This is a genomic window from Actinomyces bowdenii, from assembly GCF_017592395.1.
Taxonomy (GTDB): domain Bacteria; phylum Actinomycetota; class Actinomycetes; order Actinomycetales; family Actinomycetaceae; genus Actinomyces; species Actinomyces bowdenii.
In genome coordinates this window covers 43,634-58,622 of the sequence record NZ_JAGFOU010000005.1, presented here as the reverse complement: position 1 = coordinate 58,622, position 14,989 = coordinate 43,634, and the positions used below count along the sequence as shown (strand labels likewise).

Annotated in this window: 14 protein-coding genes; all 14 read left to right on the top strand. The window is 69.7% G+C overall.

Annotation, left to right across the window (positions count from 1 at the left end):
* The first annotated feature begins 2 nt into the window (after window positions 1-2).
* The 14 genes from J5X07_RS03385 (at window position 3) to J5X07_RS03320 (ending at window position 14,989) form a co-directional block, all read left to right on the top strand.
* The gene (locus J5X07_RS03385) at window positions 3-1,187 is read left to right on the top strand and encodes a phosphoglycerate dehydrogenase (protein WP_124933166.1); all 1,185 of its coding nucleotides are present in this window, start codon (window positions 3-5) and stop codon (window positions 1,185-1,187) included.
* Between the two features lie 64 nt (window positions 1,188-1,251).
* Window positions 1,252-2,619, top strand: coding sequence for an MFS transporter (locus J5X07_RS03380; RefSeq protein WP_124933167.1), 1,368 nt, complete (start codon window positions 1,252-1,254; stop codon window positions 2,617-2,619).
* Window positions 2,620-2,826: 207 nt separating this feature from the next.
* Entirely contained in the window at window positions 2,827-3,549 is a 723-nt protein-coding gene (locus J5X07_RS03375) for a FadR/GntR family transcriptional regulator (protein WP_124933168.1), read from the top strand.
* 117 nt (window positions 3,550-3,666) lie between these two features.
* Entirely contained in the window at window positions 3,667-5,133 is a 1,467-nt protein-coding gene (locus J5X07_RS03370; RefSeq protein ID WP_341769391.1) for a four-carbon acid sugar kinase family protein, read from the top strand.
* A 249-nt stretch (window positions 5,134-5,382) separates the two neighbouring features.
* On the top strand, window positions 5,383-5,658 hold the full coding sequence (locus J5X07_RS03365; protein ID WP_124933170.1) for a hypothetical protein: 276 nt from the start codon (window positions 5,383-5,385) through the stop codon (window positions 5,656-5,658).
* Between the two features lie 307 nt (window positions 5,659-5,965).
* Window positions 5,966-6,703: an aspartate/glutamate racemase family protein gene (locus tag J5X07_RS03360; RefSeq protein WP_124933171.1), complete on the top strand. Its 738-nt coding sequence runs from the start codon at window positions 5,966-5,968 to the stop codon at window positions 6,701-6,703.
* Window positions 6,704-6,727: 24 nt separating this feature from the next.
* Window positions 6,728-7,669, top strand: a complete 942-nt coding sequence (gene arcC, locus J5X07_RS03355) for a carbamate kinase (protein WP_208478682.1) — start codon at window positions 6,728-6,730, stop codon at window positions 7,667-7,669.
* 63 nt (window positions 7,670-7,732) lie between these two features.
* Window positions 7,733-9,244: an NCS1 family nucleobase:cation symporter-1 gene (locus tag J5X07_RS03350; RefSeq protein WP_341769390.1), complete on the top strand. Its 1,512-nt coding sequence runs from the start codon at window positions 7,733-7,735 to the stop codon at window positions 9,242-9,244.
* Window positions 9,245-9,280: 36 nt separating this feature from the next.
* A complete protein-coding gene (gene allB / locus J5X07_RS03345; protein ID WP_208478681.1) occupies window positions 9,281-10,627 on the top strand; it encodes an allantoinase AllB in 1,347 nt (448 codons plus the stop codon).
* A gap of 68 nt (window positions 10,628-10,695) precedes the next feature.
* The gene (locus J5X07_RS03340; protein ID WP_208478680.1) at window positions 10,696-11,691 is read left to right on the top strand and encodes an aspartate/ornithine carbamoyltransferase family protein; all 996 of its coding nucleotides are present in this window, start codon (window positions 10,696-10,698) and stop codon (window positions 11,689-11,691) included.
* Between the two features lie 51 nt (window positions 11,692-11,742).
* On the top strand, window positions 11,743-12,156 hold the full coding sequence (locus tag J5X07_RS03335; protein WP_208478679.1) for a DUF3830 family protein: 414 nt from the start codon (window positions 11,743-11,745) through the stop codon (window positions 12,154-12,156).
* A gap of 8 nt (window positions 12,157-12,164) precedes the next feature.
* Complete coding sequence (locus J5X07_RS03330) at window positions 12,165-13,052, top strand: transketolase (protein ID WP_424924080.1); 888 nt, start codon at window positions 12,165-12,167, stop codon at window positions 13,050-13,052.
* Entirely contained in the window at window positions 13,049-13,990 is a 942-nt protein-coding gene (locus J5X07_RS03325; protein ID WP_208478678.1) for a transketolase family protein, read from the top strand. The genes J5X07_RS03330 and J5X07_RS03325 overlap by 4 nt, the downstream gene beginning before the upstream one ends.
* A gap of 78 nt (window positions 13,991-14,068) precedes the next feature.
* A complete protein-coding gene (locus J5X07_RS03320) occupies window positions 14,069-14,989 on the top strand; it encodes a sugar phosphate isomerase/epimerase family protein (RefSeq protein WP_208478677.1) in 921 nt (306 codons plus the stop codon).

The following is a 14,989-nucleotide window of genomic DNA, read 5'->3' as shown; positions in this document are numbered from 1 at the left end:
TCATGAGCGAGACCCCGCAGAAGTTCCGCATCCGCACCCTCAACGCCATCTCCGGCAAGGGCCTGTCCCGCCTGCCCGACGAGCTCTACGAGGTGGGGGGATCGGTTGAGGGGCCCGATGCCCTCCTGGTGCGCTCGGCCAAGCTCCACGGCACCCCGATCGGCGACTCGGTGCTGGCCGTCGCCCGCGCCGGCGCCGGGACCAACAACATCCCGGTCGAGGAGCTCACCCACCGCGGCATCCCCGTGTTCAACACCCCGGGAGCCAACGCCAACGCCGTCAAGGAGCTGGTGCTGGCGGGCCTGTTCATCGCCTCGCGCAACCTCATCCCCGCCGCCCGCTTCGCCCACGAGCTTCCGGGCGACGACGCCGAGATCGCCAAAGCGGTCGAGGCCGGCAAGAAGCAGTTCGTCGGCTTCGAGCTGCCGGGGCGCACCCTGGGCGTCATCGGCCTGGGCGCCATCGGGGTGCAGGTGGCCAACGCCGCCCTGGGCCTGGGGCTCAACGTCGTCGGCTTCGACCCGGGGATCTCCGTGGAGCACGCCTGGCACATGAGTGCCGAGGTGGAGCGGGCCTCCTCCATCGAGGAGGTCTTCTCCCGCGCCGACATCCTCACCGTCCACGTGCCCCTCATCCCCGCCACCCGCGGGCTGGTGAGCACCCAGCGGATCGCCCTGATGAAGGACACCGCCGTGCTGCTCAACTTCGCCCGGGCCGAGATCGTGGACACCGACGCCGTCGTGGCCGCCCTGGACGAGGGCTCCCTGCGCGGATACGTCTGCGACTTCCCCTCCACCGCCGTCCACAAGCACCCCAAGTGCATCTCCCTGCCCCACCTGGGCGCCTCCACCAAGGAGGCCGAGCGCAACTGCGCGATCATGGCGGTGGACTCCCTGCGCGGGTTCCTGGAGGACGGGCAGGTGCACAACTCCGTGAACTTCCCCGAGGCGGTCATGGCCCGGCAGGAGGGCACCCGCCGATTGGTCATCGTCAACCGCAACGTGCCCAACATGGTGGGCCAGGTCTCCACCATCGTGGCCCAGCACGGCCAGAACATCGCCAACCTGCTCAACAAGTCCCGTGGCGAGCTGGCGGTGACCCTGGTCGACGTCGAGGGCGAGATCCTGCCCGAGGTGCTCGATGAGCTGCGGGCCATCGACGGGGTGCTCTCCGCCCGGGGGATCTGAGCCCGCCGCCCCTCCCGGCGCAGCGGGCTGGACCGGCGTGGGCGGGGCCGGCGACCATGGGGGCATGCGCCTGATCGAGGACCTGCGCGGCCTGGCAGCCGTCCCGGCCTTCCGCACCCTGCTGGCCGTGCGGCTGGCCTCCCAGAGCGGTGACGGCATGCTGCAGGCGGGCCTGGCCTCGCTGTTCTTCTTCCAGCCCCAGCACATGACCGGCGTGGGCGGGGTCGCCATGGCGCTGGTGGTCATGCTGCTCCCCTTCAGCCTGGTGGGCCCCTTCACCGGTCCCCTCATCGACCGGTGGCGGCGGCGCCAGACCCTCCTGCGCGCCAACCTGCTGCGCGGCGGCCTCGTGCTGCTCATCGTGGTGGTCCTGCGCGCCGCCGGGGCCGGGCCGGCCCTCTACCCCCTGGTCCTGGTCGCCCTGGGCATGAGCCGCTTCCTGCTGTCGGTCCTGTCCGCGGGCCTGCCCCAGGTCATCGACCGTGAGCGCCTCCTGGTGGCCAACTCCATCGTGCCCACCCTGGGTGGCGCGGCCACCGCCGTGGGAGCCGCCATCGGCCTGCTCCTGCGACTCCTCCTGCCCGCCGGCAGCGCGCAGGACGCCGCCAGTCTCCTGGCCGCGGCGCTCCTGTACTGCGGGGCGGCCGCCATCGTCACGCGCCTGGGCCCTGACCAGCTGGGACCCTCCCGCCTGCCCGGACCCGGGCCCGCAGTGGGCGCGGTGCTCGCCGCCACCGCGACTGACCTGGCCCGGGCGCTGGCGCACCTGCGCCGGCGCGGCACCCCGGCCCTGGCCCTGACCACCATGTCCCTTCACCGCTTCGTCTACGGCATGCAGCTCATCACCCTCATCCTCATGGCCCGCAACCTCCTGGCCATTCCGCAGGACGCCGATGCGGGACTGGCGGTCTTCGGCGCCCTCATGGGCGCGATGATCGCGGGTCACGCGCTGGCGGTGGTGCTCACGCCGGTGGCGCACGAGTGGGTGGCGCCGCAGGCCTGGGTGATCCTCTGCCTCCTGGGGGGCACCGTGGGGCAGATGATCCTGGTGGCCACCCATGACCGGCAGTGGGTGATGGCCGGGCTCCTCATCTTCGGCCTGGGGGTGCAGGGAGCCAAGATCGCGGTGGACACCATCGTCCAGGCCGATACCGCTGACGCCTACCGGGGCCGTGCCTTCGCCATCTACGACGTGCTGTTCAACACCTCCGAGTGCCTCGCCGCCGCTGCGGCCGTCCTGGTGCTGCCGCCTATGGGCTGGTCCCGAGGGGTGCAGGGGGCGCTGGTGGTCATGGTCTGGGCGGTGGCCCTGTGGTACTGGCGCCGCATGCGTCCTCGGCGGGGGCTGGTCCCGGCGGTGGGCGGCACAAGGCTCCTGGCGGCGCGCCGTGCAGGCGGTGCTCATTCTGTGACCAGGCGTTTCGAGCGGTAGACCCATGTGACGGCAGTAGCATTGACATGTTTGGGACACCGCCCGTCCCTCTCGTCAGCCTGCTGAGGGCCCGCCTCCCACAGGATCGCGTGAGTGCTGACTCCTGTGGGGCGCCGATCCTGAAGCCGTCGCGCGCGGTGAAGGGCTGTTCATGATGAATGCGGTGCTATCGGCACCGGCAACGGATTTATGATCAAGGAGACCCTGATGGCCAACGACCTGGTGGAGCGCGCCGTTGAGGGCGTCCTGGACGCCGTCGTCGACAGGACCTTCGTGGAGGAGGAGCCACTGCCCGCCGAGGCCGAGCTGGCCCGCTTCCTGCGGGTCTCGCGACCCACCATGAGGGAGGCGGTGAGGAACCTGTCCATGGGCGGGGTCCTCAACGTCGTGCACGGGCGGGGGACCTTCCTGCTCCCCCGATTCCGGTGGCGCGAGCTGCGCTACCTGCTGTACGTGGCCGCCCACGAGGGGCGCGTGCAGGAGGTGGAGCTCGACCTGCTCGGAGTGGAGGAGATGCTGGAGGTCGGTGCTGTCCGACTGGCCGCCGCCCAGCGCTCCGAGGAGGACCTCATCGAGATGCGCCGCTGCGTGGAGGAGTACCGGATCGCCGCCAAGGCCGATGACATCCAGGCGCTCATCGGCCTGGACCACGCCTTCCATGACGCCATTCTGGCGGCCACCGGGAACCAGTTCGTCGCCTCGACGATGCACCCCTTCCGCGACGCGCTTCTGGGGACCAGGTTCAGGGCCTCGGAGTCCGAGGAGGTGCGGGCCACGGTGATCTCCCATCACCGCCAGATCCTGGAGGCGGTCGAGGCGCAGGATGCCGAGCGGGCCGCCGGCCTCATGCACGAGCACATGGCGCAGACACGGCGGGACATCCTCACCGCCAGGGAGCGCCGCGGCGGGGAGCTCTCCGAGAACCTCTGAGAGCCACTGAGGGTCGCTGAGGGTCGCTGACAGGACCGCCCCGGGCGCCCGGGGGCGCTCGATCATGCTAAGATCTTAGACCTCAGAGGTCTAACTTCAATGATGAAGGAGAGCAGCGTGGCCACCCTCAGTGACATCGTGGCGCCCTACCCGCCCGCGCCCGGTCTGACGCCCTCCGATGTCAGGGATGCGGCCGCAGCCGCGGGCATCGACCCGTTCTTCGTCGTGCTCGACGACGACCCCACGGGCACCCAGTCCGTCTCGGGGCTCCCGGTCCTGACCTCCTGGACCCAGGACGATCTCGCCTGGGCCCTGGGCACGGGCGCCCCGGCGGTCTACGTCATGACCAACTCGCGCTCCCTGTCACCGCAGGAGGCCGGGCGCGTGACCCGCGAGGTCGTGGGCGCCGCCGGCGCCGCGGGCCGGCGGGCCGGCAGGCGCCTGGCCTTCGTCAGCCGCTCCGACTCCACCCTGCGGGGGCACTTCCCGCTCGAGCCCCAGCTCATCGCCGACCTCCTGGAGGAGGAGGGGCGGCCGGTCGACGGCATCGTCCTGGTGCCGGCCTTCCCCGAGGCGGGCCGGGTCACGGTGGGCGGCGTCCACTACACGCGCGTGGGCGAGGACCTCCTGCCCAGCGGGCTCACCGAGTTCGCCCGCGATGCCACCTTCGGCTACAGCGCCTCGGGCCTGGCCCAATGGGTCGAGGAGAAGACGGCCGGGGCGGTGAGCGCCTCCCAGGTGCTCACCCCGGATCTCACCGAGGTCCGCACCCGCCCCGAGGCCCTGGCCCAGGCCCTGGCCTCGGCGCACGACCGGCAGGTCATCGCCCCCGACATCGCCTGCGAGCAGGACCTGCTGGCCCTGTCGCGGGCGCTGATCGCCGCGGAGGCCCGGGGGCGCACCTTCGTCTACCGGGTCGGCCCACCCTTCATGCGGGCCCGCCTGGGTCAGGAGCTCCACCCGCCTCTGACCAGTGAGGAGGTCGAGGCGGTGCGCCGGCCCCCGGCCGCGGCGGATCGGGGCGCCGAGCCGGCCCTGCGCACCGCCGCCGGCGGCCTGGTCGTCGTCGGCTCCCACGTGGCGCTGACCACCAGGCAGCTCGAGCACCTCATCGGCGCGGTGGGGGCCCCGGTGCTGGAGGTGGAGGTCCCCAAGGTCCTCGAGGAGGCGACCAGGACCGCCCACCTGGAGTCCCTCATCTCCCGGGCCGTGGAGCGCCTGGAGGAGGGCACCGTCATCGTGCGCACCTCCAGGACCCTGGTCACGGGCGCCGACGCCGAGGAGTCCCTGGAGCTGTCCCGCAGGGTCTCCGCGGCGGTGGTGGAGGCGGTCGCGGGCATCCTGGAGCGCATCCGCCCCCGCTTCGTCCTGGCCAAGGGCGGGATCACCTCCTCCGACGTCGCCTCCCGCGGTCTGGGCATCAGGCGCGCCCACTGCGTGGGCCCCATGCTGCCGGGCATCGTCTCGTTGTGGGCGGCCTGCGACGGCCCGGCGCGCGGCGTCCCCTACGTCGTCTTCCCGGGCAATGTCGGGGATGAGGCGGCACTGACGGCGGTGGTCGGGGTCCTGCTCGGCCGGGACTGACCCGGCGCCCGGCCGCTGGGGCCCGTGGCGGGCGGCGCCGTGCGCGGTGCTGAACCACTGCCGCCTGGCTGCTGCCGTTCGCGGGTCCCGCAGCCCGAAGGGCTCGTGATGAATCTGACGCTGCTCAGTGCTCTGAGGTGATATAGGCTCCCCGCAGGCCTCCACGAGAGGCGCACAAGGCCGTGCAGGGGCGCGGCCGCAGAGCGGTGCTCCTGCCGCATGAGATGAGAAGAAGAAGCAGGAGCATTCATGTCGACTCTGGTCGCACCCATCAGCACTCCCGTCGTCGAGGCGGTTCGCACCCCCGCGGTGGAGAAGGCCCGTGAGGAGCGGCAGGCCTCCACCACCGGTCACGCCGACATCACCGTGGTGACCACCGTGCTCGCCATCCTCGCGATCCTGGGCATGTTCACCATCTTCGCCGCCATCGCCAACGCCATGCCCGTCGTGGTCGCCACCGCGATGGTCTCCGTCGTCGTGTGCGTGGGCACCGCCTTCCGGGAGCTGCGCCGCGCTGGCATGTGATTCACAACACGTTTGGTGTCCGTTATCGCCACCTGCTGACGGTCACCACCAGGAGGAGGGCGCCCACGGGCGCCCTCCTCCTGCTCTTTGCTTGTCTTAGATGATGTATGAGGTGGTTGCACTCACTGTCGAGCACCACTTCTCTCGGTTCCACGGGGCTTGCCAAGACGGCCGAGCAGTGATCTAATTGACATCAACACCTCAGAGGACTGACCTCAGAGATATGAGTGGAGTGCGCATGGTGGCGCCCTCCCGTCCCACCCCCCCCGCACAGACGCAGGCACAGCAAACCGGAGAGCGCGGAGCAATGAAGATCCTCGCAGTCAACGTCAACACCACCCGATCCATGACCCGCAGCATCGGCGAGGCCGCTCGCGCCGTGGCCGGCGAGGGCACCGAGATCATCGAGCTCACCCCGGCTATCGGGGCGGACTCGGTTGAGGGGAACTTCGAGTCCCATCTCGCCGCCGTCGCCGTCATGGACGCCGTCACCGCCTATGAGGGCGAGGCCGACGCCGTGATCCTGGCCGGGTTCGGCGAGCACGGCAAGGAGGGGCTCATGGAGCTCCTCGAGGTCCCCGTCGTCGATATCACCGAGGCCGCAGCGCATATGGCCATGCTCCTGGGCTACCGCTTCTCAGTGGTGACCACCCTGGACCGGGCCGTGCCCCTCATCGAGGACCGGCTGCTGTCATTCGGCCTGCGGGAGCACTGCGCCTCCGTGCGCTCCACAGGCCTGGGCGTCCTGGAGCTGGAGGACGCCGAGCGCGCCGCGCGGGCCGTCGCCCGCCAGGCCGAGGAGGCCGTGGCCCAGGACCGCGCCGAGGTCATCGTCCTGGGCTGCGGCGGCATGGCCGGGCTCAACGCCGAGCTGAGCCGGGACCTGGGGGTGCCCGTCGTGGAGGGCGTGGCCTGCGCCGTCAAGCTCGCCGAGTCCCTCGTCGCCCTGGGCCTGAGGACCTCGAAGTCCCGCACCTACGCACCCCCGCGACCCAAGCGGATCGATGGCTGGCCGCTGTCATCGCGGATGCCGGCCGAGAACTGAACCGAGCAGGAGAGGAAGCACCCCATGAGCAGCAGGGCACTCGTCATCGCCGTCGGCGGCAACGCCCTCATCAAGGACCCCGGGGAGGTGTCGGTCGCGAGCCAGGCCGAGGCCGTCCGCGAGTCCGCCGAGCACATCACCGCACTCATCGCCGCGGGCCGCACCCCCGTGGTCACCCATGGCAACGGCCCGCAGGTCGGCTTCCTGCTGCGCCGGGCCGAGCTGGCCCTCGATGAGCTGCCCCCGCTGCCCCTGGACGTCCTGGGCGCGGACACCCAGGGCGCCACCGGCTACCTCTTCAGCCGCAGCCTGTGCGGATGCCTGGCCCAGCAGGGCATCGAGCGCGAGGTCGTCGCGGTGGTCACCCAGAGCGTCGTCGATCCCGATGACCCGGCCTTCGCCGCCCCCTCCAAGCCGGTGGGCTCCTTCATGAGCCAGGAGGAGGCCCGCGAGCACGAGGAGAAGGACGGCTGGTCCGTGCGCGAGGACTCCGGCCGCGGCTGGCGCCGGGTCGTGCCCTCCCCGGCGCCCGTGGAGATCGTCGAGTGCGAGGTCATCCGCTCCCTGGTCGACTCCGGCTGCATCGTGGTGGCCGCGGGCGGTGGCGGCATCCCCGTCAGCCGCGAGGACGGCCGGCTCAACGGGGTCGAGGCCGTTATCGACAAGGACCTGGCCTCCGCCCTCCTGGCCTCCAGGCTCGGCGTGCCCGACCTGGTCATCTGCACCGCCGTGGAGCAGGTCTACCTCGACTTCGGCACCCCCGAGCAGAGGGCGCTGAGCACGATCACCGCGCAGGAGGCCCGCTCCTACCTGGAGGAGGGGCACTTCGGGAAGGGCTCCATGGCCCCCAAGATCGAGGCCGCCCTCAACTTCCTGGAGGCCGGTGGCGAGCGCGCCATCATCACCTCCCTCGAGTCCCTCCAGGACGCCGTCGCCGGCAGGGCCGGGACCTGCATCACCAACTGATACCCCCTCCCCGGGCGGACAAGGGTGCCCGCCGGGCCAAGAGAACACTGAAAGGACACTGCCGTGGAAAGTAGCGCAGCGCCTTCAACCCGCGAAGGCGTGCCGGTGGAGCCGGCGGATATCGACCCCCACCTGATCAATGACGATCTGGCCCCCGCCAAGAGCCGCGACTGGGGATTCTTCTCCCTGTTCGCCATGTGGATGTCGGACATCCACTCCATTGGCGGGTACACATTCGCCGCCGGGCTCTTCGCCCTGGGCCTGGGCGCGGCCTATGTGTTCACCTCCCTGACGATCGGAATCATCGTCGTCTTCTTCCTCATGAACCTCGTGGGATTCGCGGGCCAGAAGACGGGGCTGTGCTACCCCGTCCTGGCGCGCATCACCTTCGGGACAGTCGGATCCAACCTCCCGGCCCTGCTGCGGGGCTTCGTGGCCATCTGCTGGTACGGGATCCAGACATGGCTGGCCTCCAAGGCCGTCATCGTCCTGGTCGCCGGCATCTGGCCGCATATCCTCGAGTTCGGCCAGGCCCGCTTCCTGGGTGAGAGCCTCCTGGGCTGGGCCGCCTTCCTGTTCATGTGGGCCCTCCAGCTGCTGCTCCTGCGCAACGGCATGGAGACCATCCGCAAGTTCCAGGACTGGGCCGGGCCGGCGGTGTGGGTGGTCATGTTCATCCTGACCGTCTACATCCTCATGCTCGCCGACTGGCACATCTCCCTCAACCTGGCCACCGAGCCGGCCGAGTGGGGCACCCTGCACGCCGTCCTGGCCGCGGTATCGCTGACCGTGGCCTACTTCTCCACCCTCCTGCTCAACTTCTGCGACTTCTCCCGCTTCTCACCCACGCGCAAGGCCGTGTGGATGGCCAACCTGTGGGGCCTGCCCGTCAACTTCATCGCCTTCTCCGTGGTCTCGGTCCTGGTGACGGCCGGATCCCTGCAGATCTACGGCGAGTACATCTTCGACCCCATCGACCTGGTGGCCCGTATCGACCACCCCGTGGCCATCATCCTGGGCGCCGTCACCTTCACCGTGGCCACGCTGGGCATCAACGTGGTGGCGAACTTCGTGTCCCCCGCCTATGACCTGGCCAACGCCTGGCCCTCCAAGATCAACTTCGTGCGCGGCGGCTTCATCTCCGCCTGCATCGCCCTGGTCATCACCCCGTGGAACCTGTTCAACAACCCGGTGATCATCAATGTGTTCCTCGCCGCCCTGGGCGCCGTGCTGGGCCCCCTGTTCGGCATCATCATCGCCGACTACTACTACCTGCGCCGCGAGAAGGTCCAGGTCTCCGAGCTGTTCCGGGCCAATGGCCTGCACGCCTTCGGCAACGGCTGGAACATGCGCGCCGTGTGGGCCTTCGTCCTGGCCTCGATCCCCTCGATCATCGTGGCCGTGGTCCCCACCGAGATCTGCCGCTTCCTCAGCCCGTTCTCCTGGTTCATCGGGGCGGCCCTGGGCTTCGGGCTCCACCTGGCCATCTCCCGCGACGACCCCTACGTCATCCGCGCGGTCCGGCAGGCCGAGGCCCTGGATCTCGACGCCGACCGCGACTCCGTGGCCCGATGACCACCACCGACCAAGACGACTTCAGGAGACCCGATCATGACTGACCCGAACAAGCCCATCCACGACCTGGTGATCAGGGCCCGGCGCGCCGTCCTGCCCGAGGGCACCCGGCCCGCCTGCGTGGTCATCGATGGCCAGACCATCACCGCCATCGAGGACCACGACGCCGCCGTCGACGCCGCCGAGGAGATCAGCGTCCCCGACGACCAGGTGCTCATGCCCGGGCTGGTGGACTCCCACGTCCACGTCAACGAGCCCGGCCGCACCCCCTGGGAGGGCTACGAGAGCGCCACCCGCGCCGCGCTGGCCGGCGGCATCACCACCATCATCGACATGCCGCTCAACTCCTCGCCGCCCACCACCACGATCCAGGCCCTGGAGGAGAAGCTGCGGGCCGCCGAGGGCCGGCTCTCCGTGGACGTGGGCCTGTGGGGCGGGGCGGTGCCCGGCAACCTCGACCAGATCGAGCCACTGTGGGGGCGGGGCGTCTTCGGCTTCAAGTGCTTCACGGCCCACTCGGGGATCGATGAGTACGGATGCCTGGGGTACGACGAGATCGAGGAGGCCCTGGAGGAGATCGCCCGCCTGGGCGCCGTCCTCATCGTCCACGCCGAGGACCCCGCGGTCCTGGCCGCCGCGCCCCAGGATCTCGGCCGGCCCTACGCCGGCTACCTGGCCTCACGGCCCCGCGAGGCGGAGGACAAGGCCATCGACAGGGTCATCGGGGCCGCCCGCCGCACCGGTGCCAGGGTGCATATCCTCCACCTGTCCTCCGCCCAGGCCCTGCCGATGATCCGCAAGGCCAAGGAGGAGGGCGTGAGGATCACGGTGGAGACCTGCCCCCACTACCTCACCTTCGCCGCCGAGAGCGTGCCCGACGGCGCCACCGAGTACAAGTGCGCCCCACCGGTGCGCGAGGAGGCCAACCGCCGGGAGCTGTGGGCGGGCCTGAAGGACGGGACCATCGACCACATCGCCTCCGACCACTCCCCATGCACCGTGGACCTCAAGTGCCGCGACACCGGGGACTTCGGGAGGGCCTGGGGAGGCGTCGCCTCCGTGCAGCTGGGCCTGCCGGCCGTGTGGACCGCAGGCCAGGAGTTCGGCATCACCCTGGAGGACATCGCCCGCTGGTTCGCCTCCGGGCCCTCGGCCACCTTCGGCATCCCGCGCAAGGGGTCCATCGCCGTGGGCAATGACGCCGATCTGGCCATCCTCGACCCCCAGGCCGCCTTCGAGGTCGACGTCGAGGCGCTGGAGCACAAGAACAAGATCTCGCCGTACCACGGGCGCACCCTCTCCGGCGTCGTCCGGCGCACGATCCTGCGAGGCGCCACCGTGGACCGCGACTCCAAGCGGGGACGGATCATCGAGCGCGGCTGATCCGCACCCCGATCCCCATGGACACCCCCTGACACGCACTTATCCGCTATCACAGTGAGGAGATACTCATGTCCCAGTACATGCGCTCGATGAAGGGCCTGGTCGAGGCCGTCGACCACGTCGGCAAGAGCTTCATCTCGATCAATGACATGACCGATGACCAGCTCTACAGCCTCTTCGAGCTGGCCAAGAACCTGGAGCTGTACAACCGCTCCAAGATCGACCTGCTGGGCGGCAACATGCTCGCGCTGCTGTTCTTCCAGCCCTCGACCCGCACCCGCATGAGCTTCCAGACCGCGATGGAGCGCCTGGGCGGCAACACGATCGTCGAGGCCAACCCCAAGGTCACCTCCTCGGTGGCCAAGGAGGAGTCCATGGAGGACACCATGCGCTGCGTGTCCCAGTACGCCAACCTCATCGTCCTGCGCCACTACGACGAGGAGGAGGCCCGCCGCGGCGCCGAGGCCGCGACCTGCCCCATCATCAACGGCGGCTGGGGCCACTGGGAGCACCCCACCCAGGCCCTGCTCGACCTCTACACCATGTGGCGGCGCTTCGGGAGGATCGAGGGCCTCAACGTCGCGGTCGTCTCCCCCGACATGGTCGAGGCCCGCACCGGCCACTCCATGGCCTACGGCCTGGCCCGCCTGGGCGCCAAGGTCACCATCTGCTCCGACTCCGACCGGCGCACACCCGAGGAGGTCACCAAGCGCATCCGCAGCGACTTCAACTGCGACCTGTCCGAGCAGTTCGACTTCGAGCAGGACGCCTTCAACGACTTCGTGCGCAGCCAGGACCTCATCTACCTGCCCGGGTGCTCGGCTCCCGCCGGCGCCAAGGCCGATGAGTTCAAGACGCTCATGGACCGCTACCTGGTGCGCTACGACACCCTTACCGAGGAGGCGGACAAGGGCCACCAGATCTACGTCACCCACACCCTGCCCCGCCGCGCCGGCGAGATGGACCTGCGCATCGACGACAGCCCGCACCAGCTGTACTTCCGGGCGATCCTGCAGTCCGTGTCCATCCGCATGGCTTTGATCACCGCGATCCTGGGCCTGTGAGCCCGAATCGTCACCACCTGAACACCAACCGTTGAGAAAGAGAGACCTGCAATGATGCTTGAGATCAAGGCCGGAGGATTCACCTTCAAGGCCCGCTACGAGGAGGAGGCCGCCCCCCGCACGATCGCGGCCTTCCGCGAGAAGCTGCTCCCGCTGGACTCGCGGATCATCCACGTGCGCTGGTCGGGGCAGGCCGGCTGGATCCCCTTCGGCGACCTCGACCTGGAGCTGGAGCCCGAGAACGGCACCTGCTACCCGCACCCCGGCGAGATCGTCATCTACCCCGGCGGCGTCTCGGAGACCGAGCTGCTCATCGGCTACGGCTACGTCAACTTCGCCTCCAAGGCGGGCCAGCTCGCCGGGAATCACTTCGCCACGATCGTCGAGGGCAATGAGCACCTCCACGAGCTCGGCGAGAAGTTCCTGTGGGAGGGGGCCCAGGAGATCTCCTTCCGCGAGGTCTGAGCGATGAGATGACGTCGGGGGCCTGGGAGCCGCCCGGGCGACTCCCAGGCCCCCGCACCGACGAGGAGACGATGATGATGAACGATGCACAGCTACAGGAGCTGGAGGATATTGCGCGTCAGTGCCGGCGCGATATCGTCCGCATGACGAACAAGGCGGGCAGTGGGCACCCCGGAGGGTCGCTCTCCGCGATTGATGCGCTTGTCGTCCTCTACTTCCGGCACTTGAACATCCGCCCCGAGGAGCCCATGTGGCCCGAGCGCGACATGTTCTTCCTGTCCAAGGGCCACTGCACCCCCGCCTACTACACCGCGATGTCCGCCCGCGGGTACTTCCCCCGCGAGGAGCTCATGACCTTCCGGGAGATGCACACCAGGCTCCAGGGCCACCCCTCGAACACCCATCTGCCCGGGGTCGACTCCTCCTCGGGCTCCCTGGGCCAGGGGCTGTCGCTGGCCAACGGCGCCGCCCTGGCCGCCAGGCACGACGGCCGGGACTCCCGCTACTACGTCATGCTCGGCGACGGGGAGATCCAGGAGGGGCAGGTCTGGGAGGCCGCGATGACCGCGGCCGCCTACAGCCTGGACCAGGTCTGCGCCATCGTCGATGCCAACGGCATCCAGCTCGACGGCACCGTCGACAGCGTCAAGTCCCTGGGCGACGTGCCCGCCAAGTGGCGCGCCTTCGGCTGGCACGTCATCGAGGTCGATGGGCACGACATGCGCCAGGTGGACGAGGCCCTTGAGGAGGCCAGGGCCACCAAGGGCAGGCCCACTGTGATCATCTCCCACACCATCAAGGGCAAGGGAGTGTCCTTCATGGAGAACACCGCGAAGTTCCACGGGCTCGCACCCACCCCCGAGGAGCTCGAGACTGCGCTGGAGGAGCTGCGATGAGTGAGAAGAGAGAGCCCCGCGACGGCTATGCCGAGGGACTGCTGGAGATCGGGGGCGAGCACGACGACGTCTTCGTCCTGGACGGGGATTGCGCCAAGCCGAACTACACGGCCCGCTTCCAGGAGGCCCACCCCGACCGCTTCTTCAACATCGGCATCGCCGAGTGCGACATCATCGGCACCGCCGCCGGAATGGCGGCCCAGGGCAAGGTCCCCTTCGCCAACGCCTACGCCAACTTCCTGACCGGGCGGGGCTTCGACCAGGTGCGCGTCTCGGTGGCCTACTCCGAGCGCAAGGTCACCGTCGTGGGCCACAACGCGGGAACCACCGCCGCCCAGGAGGGCGCCACCCACCTGCCCCTGGAGGATGTCGCCCTCATGCGGGCCCTTCCGGGCATGACCGTCATCGTCCCCTGCGACGCGGTGGAGATGCGCAAGGCCGTCCACGCCGTCTACGACCACCCCGGACCGGTCTACCTGCGCGTGGGCAAGCTGCCGGTGCCGGTGGTCACCAGCTCGGACACGCCCTTCGAGATCGGCAGGGCGGTCCCGCTGCGCGAGGGCGGCGATGTCACCATCCTCAACACCGGCTGCACGGCCTCCGAGGCCCTGGGCGCCGCCGAGCTGCTCGAGGCCGAGGGCATCAGCGCCGAGGTCCTCCACCTCCACACCGTCAAGCCGCTGGACGCCGAGGCCGTCCTGGAGTCGGTGCGCCGCACGGGCTGCGCGGTGACCATCGAGGAGCACTCGATCATCGGCGGACTGGGCTCGGCCGTCGCCGAGCTCCTGGCCGAGCAGCACCCCGCGCCCCTGGAGCGGGTGGGCACGCGGGACGTCTTCGGCCTGTCGGGAACCATGGACGAGCTCTTCGACCACTTCGGCCTGCGGGCCGCCGATATCGCCGGGGCCGCGCGCCGGGTCCGCGCCCGCCGCGGCTGACCCGATCACCGAGATCAACCGGATGAGAGAAGACCACCTGGCCCCCAGGGCCAGTCAGACCATTAAGGAGCGGGAACTGTGAAGGAATCTCTGCACGATTACATGAAGGTCGGCATCGTCCACTTCATGGCCTACCCCTTCGCCCTCAGCGGCGAAGGCAGGATCGCGGAATCAGTGGCCGAGATCGTCGAGGACGAGTTCTTCGACGAGATCGAGATCACCCGCGTCAACGACCAGGCCGAGCGCGACGCCGTCAAGACCCTGCTGGCCAGCTCCGGCATGACCGTGGGATTCGGGGCCCAGCCCTACATCCTCAAGGGGAAGCTGGACCTGAACTCCACCGATGAGCAGGAGCGCGGCAAGGCCGTCGAGACCCTGAAGTCGGCCATCGACCAGGCCTACGAGGTCGGTGCGGGCAAGCTCGGCTTCCTGTCGGGACCCAAGCCGCCCGCGCAGGACCGCGACCGGGCCCTGGAGCTGCTGGCCGACTCCATCATCGAGCTGGGGCGCTACGCCAAGTCCAAGGGCGACCTGGTGCTCTCCCTGGAGACCTTCGACGACTCCACGGACAAGAAGGCCCTCATCGGCACCAACCGGCTGGCCTGCGAGCTGGCCTACGAGGTGCGCAAGGCCATCCCGGACTTCGGCCTCATGGTGGACCTGTCCCACCTGCCCATGCAGGGCGAGACCATCCGCCAGGCGCTGAGTGCCACCGAGGAGTTCATCAACCACGCCCACATCGGCAACTGCGTCATCCGCGACACCCAGGACCCCGCCTACGGCGACCTCCACCCCCACTTCGGGCACCCCAAGGGCGAGAACAACGTGCCGCAGGTGCGGGACTTCCTGCGCGGGCTGCTGGACATCGGCTACCTGCGCGAGGACGCCCCCGAGCGCAGCGTCGTGGCCTTCGAGGTCCAGCCGCTGGGCGACCAGCGCGCCGCCGTCATCATCGCCGAGGCCAAGCGCGTCCTGCGCGAGGCCTGGCGCATCCTGTGA

Excerpts from the sequence above, each read along its gene's own strand:
- J5X07_RS03385 (WP_124933166.1), top strand. The coding sequence starts at position 3 with ATGAGCGAGACCCCGCAGAAGTTCCGCATCCGCACCCTCAACGCCATC.
- J5X07_RS03380 (WP_124933167.1), top strand. The coding sequence starts at position 1,252 with ATGCGCCTGATCGAGGACCTGCGCGGCCTGGCAGCCGTCCCGGCCTTC.
- J5X07_RS03375 (WP_124933168.1), top strand. The coding sequence starts at position 2,827 with ATGGCCAACGACCTGGTGGAGCGCGCCGTTGAGGGCGTCCTGGACGCC.
- J5X07_RS03365 (WP_124933170.1), top strand. The coding sequence starts at position 5,383 with ATGTCGACTCTGGTCGCACCCATCAGCACTCCCGTCGTCGAGGCGGTT.
- J5X07_RS03360 (WP_124933171.1), top strand. The coding sequence starts at position 5,966 with ATGAAGATCCTCGCAGTCAACGTCAACACCACCCGATCCATGACCCGC.
- arcC (WP_208478682.1), top strand. The coding sequence starts at position 6,728 with ATGAGCAGCAGGGCACTCGTCATCGCCGTCGGCGGCAACGCCCTCATC.
- allB (WP_208478681.1), top strand. The coding sequence starts at position 9,281 with ATGACTGACCCGAACAAGCCCATCCACGACCTGGTGATCAGGGCCCGG.
- J5X07_RS03340 (WP_208478680.1), top strand. The coding sequence starts at position 10,696 with ATGTCCCAGTACATGCGCTCGATGAAGGGCCTGGTCGAGGCCGTCGAC.
- J5X07_RS03335 (WP_208478679.1), top strand. The coding sequence starts at position 11,743 with ATGATGCTTGAGATCAAGGCCGGAGGATTCACCTTCAAGGCCCGCTAC.
- J5X07_RS03330 (WP_424924080.1), top strand. The coding sequence starts at position 12,165 with ATGACGTCGGGGGCCTGGGAGCCGCCCGGGCGACTCCCAGGCCCCCGC.
- J5X07_RS03325 (WP_208478678.1), top strand. The coding sequence starts at position 13,049 with ATGAGTGAGAAGAGAGAGCCCCGCGACGGCTATGCCGAGGGACTGCTG.